The sequence below is a fragment of the Streptomyces bicolor genome (assembly GCF_000719285.1).
GTDB classification, from domain to species: domain Bacteria; phylum Actinomycetota; class Actinomycetes; order Streptomycetales; family Streptomycetaceae; genus Streptomyces; species Streptomyces bicolor.
The window spans coordinates 1-494 of the sequence record NZ_JOFS01000114.1; the positions used below are offsets into that span (position 1 = coordinate 1).

The window sequence follows — 494 nt, forward strand, 5'->3', positions numbered from 1 at the left end:
CCGGTGCAGTACGCCGACTACACCCTGTGGCTGCACGAACTCCTCGGCACGGAAGCCGACCCCGACTCCTTGGCGAACAAGCAGCTCGCCTTCTGGAAGCGGGCCCTGGACGGAATACCCGACCAGCTCGAGCTGCCCTTCGACCGCCCCCGGCCGAAGATCGCCGACTACCGCGGCGACACCGTCCCGATCCGGATCGACGCCGACCTCCACCGCGCACTCCTCGGCCTGGCCCAGGAAACCAACACCACGCTGTTCATGGTGCTCCAGGCCGCCCTCGCCACCCTGCTCAGCCGGCTGGGCGCGGGCTCGGACATCCCCCTGGGAACCCCCGTCGCCGGACGCACCGACGAAGCACTGGACGACCTCGTCGGCTTCTTCGTCAACACCCTCGTCCTGCGCAACGACACCTCCGGCGACCCCACGTTCCGCGAACTCCTGGCCCGCACCCGCGAAACCGACCTGGCCGCCTACTCCCACCAGGACATCCCGTT

1 protein-coding gene is annotated in these 494 nt (G+C 69.2%); it reads left to right on the forward strand.

Going from position 1 to position 494, the window contains the following annotated elements:
• On the forward strand, positions 1 to 494 hold a 494-nt coding region (locus IF78_RS44695), incomplete at both ends, for a condensation domain-containing protein (protein WP_037642994.1).